General features: G+C 68.8%; 4 protein-coding genes. 1 reads left to right on the top strand and 3 read right to left on the bottom strand.

The window, feature by feature from the left end; genetic code table 11:
- Positions 1-328: FtsX-like permease family protein (locus D7V80_RS40370; RefSeq protein WP_120593077.1), on the top strand; the 328-nt coding region annotated here is incomplete at its 5' end.
- Positions 329-361: 33 nt separating this feature from the next.
- On the opposite strand, the gene D7V80_RS40365 is transcribed toward D7V80_RS40370, so the two are convergent.
- The 3 genes from D7V80_RS40365 to D7V80_RS40355 form a co-directional block, all read right to left on the bottom strand.
- On the bottom strand, positions 362-2,773 hold the full coding sequence (locus tag D7V80_RS40365; protein ID WP_147447386.1) for a hypothetical protein: 2,412 nt from the start codon (positions 2,771-2,773) through the stop codon (positions 362-364).
- Positions 2,774-2,856: 83 nt separating this feature from the next.
- A complete protein-coding gene (locus tag D7V80_RS40360; RefSeq protein ID WP_120593075.1) occupies positions 2,857-3,372 on the bottom strand; it encodes a GNAT family N-acetyltransferase in 516 nt (171 codons plus the stop codon).
- Positions 3,373-3,390: 18 nt separating this feature from the next.
- A partial coding sequence (locus D7V80_RS40355) for an alpha/beta hydrolase (RefSeq protein ID WP_147447385.1) occupies positions 3,391-4,037 on the bottom strand: 647 nt, incomplete at its 5' end.

Genomic DNA, 4,037 nt, shown 5'->3' with positions numbered 1-4,037 from the left:
GCTCTACGGGGTGGTGGCCTACGCGGTGGTGCAGCGCACGCGAGAACTGGGCATCCGCATGGCATTGGGAGCGCGTGCGGGCCAGCTGATGGGCATGGTGTTGAGCCACTACCTGCGGCTCACGGCGGTGGGGCTGGTGTTGGGGCTGGGGCTCGCGTGGGGAGCCAGCCGCGCGCTGTCGCACCTGCTCAACGGCGTGCGGCCCACGGATCCACTCACCTACGGCTTGGTGGTGGCGGTGCTCGGCGCCGTGGCGTTCCTCGCGGCGCTGTTGCCAGCACGAAGGGCCGCGCACGTGCCCCCCGCGGTCGTGCTCCGGGCGGACTGAGCCCCTATCTGGCCCGGTAGGCCTTGGAACTGTTCAGTGCGAGTACTCGAACTCGGGGTGCTGTTGCTTGAAGCGCTCGTACTCGGCCCATTCCTCCCGGCCCGCCACGATGTACAGCCCCGTGGGGGAGATGCCCTTCTTCCAGCGAATCACATCCACCGGGGACAGCATGTAGCGGTACTGCGGGTGGTCCCGGACGAAGAGCTGATACGCCTGCCAGAACGAGGCGGGGCCTCCTTCCTCCCCGGAGTCCGCCATCAGGTACAGGACGTCCAGCACGCCGAGCACCCCATTGGTCTTGGGCATGTAGCCGTGGACGTTTCGCAGGTGGCTGCTCCAGCCCAGGGGGCCTCGTGTCGAGGGCCGTGGCACATACGCGGAGCGGTTCTTCACCGGCCCGGCCTCCGCCTGGGCGAAGTCCTTGAGGAGCGTGGCGAACATCTCCTGGACCTCGCGGCTGGTGGCGATCCGGTGGGCCTCCTCCGTGGAAAGGGAGCGCTCGCGGAGCCATTGCTCGAAGAAGCCCTGGAGGGCCTCGGGAGTCCTTTGCTCCGCCGGGAGCAGCCGATGAAGCACCTGCCCCAACACCCTCGCGGGCACGCCGCGCAAGGCCAGGGCGCCCTTGAGGGGCGGCAGCGGGTAGGTGTTGATGCACTGGAAGTAGACGCTGCGCCATTCCGGATCGGTGAGCACCGGCTGGGCCGTCTGTTCGAGGAGCCCGCGCAGGGCCTTGCTGTAGGGCAACCGGCTCGTGCCGAACTGCTTGCGGAGGACCTTCTGATATTGGCGCGCGCGCGCTTCCCAGGTCCGCACGTCCTCCGAGGTCTTGTAGCTGTCGGTCCCGACCTTGATGCCCCGCTCGATGGTCGCCCAGAGTTCGGCCTCGGCGTTCTCCCCCGTGAACCCCAGGGAGGTGGCCAGCATCCCTCGCTGCGTCTCCGTCAATGCGTTCACCGTGGCGGCGATCACCGACCACAACCCGGTGTTCATCGATGTCATGGCCAGCAGCCGCCCCCGGCGCGTGCGGCCGGGCGCATGGCTGAAGCGCTTGGCGAGCTTGGGGTTGAGCGCCTCGCGGTCGAACTCATCGACGACCTGCTGGAAGAGGCGCGGGTTGTACTTCTCGAAGAACACCTGGACTTCGTCGCCGTCGTAGTCGCCGCCGAGCCACGACTGGATGTCATACGGCACGCCAATGGCCTCCCCCGCCTCGAACCAGTCCACCGCCACCAGGCTGCTGTCTTCGAGCAGGAAGTCCTCCTGGAGCGCATGGGCCTCGTCGCGTTGCTCCTCGGTGGTCCAGCGCTCGTCGAGCTTGCGATCCTTGGCGCAGACGATGACGCTGCGGCTCTCCCACTCGGCGGGCCACCACGCCTCTGGGATGATGCCCAGCATGCCCTTGAAGAACGTCAGGTGGCCCCGGTCGAAGCCCGTCCACGTGTACTGGAGGCACTCCATCTGGGCGAGGAAGTCCGAGGCGGGCCCCACGGTCTCGACGTCATCCCAGTGGACCGGGTGGCAGTTCGGCTTGTCCGCCGGTGAGCGCGAGAGGATGAGCCCACCCTGGGCCGCGGCCTCGAAGCGCTCCTGGCCGGAGGGAAACACCACGCACCGCCCGGGGGTGGGCATCGCCACGCCGAGCTGCATCGTGGGACGGCCTGTCGTGAGGGCGCTGTATCGCACCTTGCTCGATAGGAGAGGTGACAGGTGGCGGTTCGCGGAGGAGACCAGCTCGGAGACCACCTCGGGCCGCTCGTCCTTGAACCACTGGAACATCTGGTAGTTCGAGTTGCCGCCCGGCTTGTGGCGCCGCTTGCGCTGGGAGAGCTGGCGCTCCATGTCCTGCGCGACCGAGCCCCGGACATAGCCCCAGCCGTCATGGACCATGAGGGACAGCTTCTGGCCGCTGGTGCGATGGGTCAGCTCGATGACGGGCGGGTGCTCATCCGAGAGGGGATAGGCGCGGCCCCGGATGTTGCCCCGGACCCCCGTGAGGTGCCGGGCGAAGAGTGCCCGCGACGCGTAGTAGACGGACTCCTCGAAGCCCAGCAGGTTCGCGAAGAATTGTCTCGCCGCGTCTGGGATGCCAATGAGCGTGCGTCGATCATGGTCATCCGGCTTGAACAGGGAGCCGGACATGAGGTCCACCCGGAAGCGCTGGCCGTCGAGCTCCACCCCGTTCTTCAGCACGACGTTCACGCACGTGGCGGGAACCTTCACCAGGATGAAGTCGTAGGCGTCCCGGGTGACGGAGCGGAAGATGACGTTGTTCCAGACCTCCTGCTTCACGTCCTCGGGGTCTACGAGGATGGGGCGTTTGGCGCCGAGACACTGGCCAAGGTCCAGGGTGACCGTGCGGACCGTGTAGGGATTGGCCCGGGGGTCGAGCACGTCGTACCGGATGGGGACGTAGCGCACCACGCGCTTACCGGAGCGTTTTGGCATTGTTCCTCCCGGGGCAGGTCCGCGCAGCTTAGTCCCTATTCCGCTGCCCCGACGACCCGCCCTGGCCCCACATGCCGCGAGCCTCAGGGCACGAGGCGTTTGAAGAAGAGGACCGTGGGGTGCAGCTCACCGTCGGTGTGCCGTGCCCAGTCCGGAATCTCTCCGGCGCGCTGCCATTGACAGTGCTGATAGACGGCCTCCGCCTTCGAGCCCGCCAGCGTGTCGAGCACCAGCAGCGTGCGCCCCGCGCTCCGCGCGTACGCTTCGACCTCCTGGAGCAGCCGCGACGCGAGCCCCTGTCCGCGGGCCCTCGAGTGCACAAGCAGCTTCTGCACCTCCGCGCGGTGCAGCCCGTTGGGACGCAGCGACGGCGCGAGCTGCACGGTGCCGTCGATGCGCCCGTCCACCTCCGCGACCCAGAGCACCAGCCCCGGCCCCAATGCCGCGAGCACGCCCCGCCAGTACTCCGCCGCCGCGTCCCGTGAGAACGGCGGCAGGAAGCCCACCGACGCGCCTCCGTCGACGGAGTCGATGAGCAGTTCGGCCAGCGCCTCCCGCTCCTCGGGGGTCGCCTGTTCGAGTCTCCGGATGGAAATCATCCCCATCATTCTAGCGGCTCACGGCGCGACGGGCTTCGGGGGCTTCGGCGCGGGGGTGACCCGGGCGCCGGTGAAGCGCAGCAGCTCGTCCATGAGCAGGCGGCGGCCCCGCTCCGGCCGCTCCAGGTGCACGAAGTGCGTCGCGCCCGGGAGCACCACGGCCTTCACGCTGGCCGCGTGGTTCAGGTGCTCCTGGAGCCGCGTGACGTCCTCCGGCCGGCTCCAGAAGTCGTTCTCCGCGCGCAGGATGAGCACCTTCCCCGAGATGGACGCTCCGTCCCACAGCTGCCGGCCCGTGGCCAGGTAGAAGCTGTCCTCCAGCGCCCCGGACGGCGCCCGGAAGGCGAACGGCGTGCGTGACGGCCCCAGCGGATCACTCGTGACCGCCTCGCGCTGGAACGACGCCGCCACCTCCGGGTCCCGCCACTTCACCCGCTCCTCTTCCTCCGAGGGCAGCTGCCGGTCCCACACCGCCATCAGCGACGCGCCCGTGTTCCACCGGTAGGCGCCCAGGCCCTCCGCGTTGAAGTGCCCCGGCCGCTTCGGGTCCTCGAAGTCCGTGCCCTTGCCCAGCAGCTTGTGCTCCGCGCTGCCCGCGTACAGCGCGTTGAGCATCACCAGGTGGCTGACGTTGTCCGGGTGGAGGCTGGCGTACATGCCCGCCC

Source organism: Corallococcus sp. CA054B (genome assembly GCF_003611625.1).
GTDB lineage: Bacteria > Myxococcota > Myxococcia > Myxococcales > Myxococcaceae > Corallococcus > Corallococcus coralloides.
This window is presented reverse-complemented; position numbering and strand designations above follow the sequence as displayed.

Bases quoted from the DNA above. Each gene is read 5' to 3' on its own strand.
- D7V80_RS40365 (WP_147447386.1), bottom strand. From the start codon at position 2,773: ATGCCAAAACGCTCCGGTAAGCGCGTGGTGCGCTACGTCCCCATCCGG.
- D7V80_RS40360 (WP_120593075.1), bottom strand. From the start codon at position 3,372: ATGATTTCCATCCGGAGACTCGAACAGGCGACCCCCGAGGAGCGGGAG.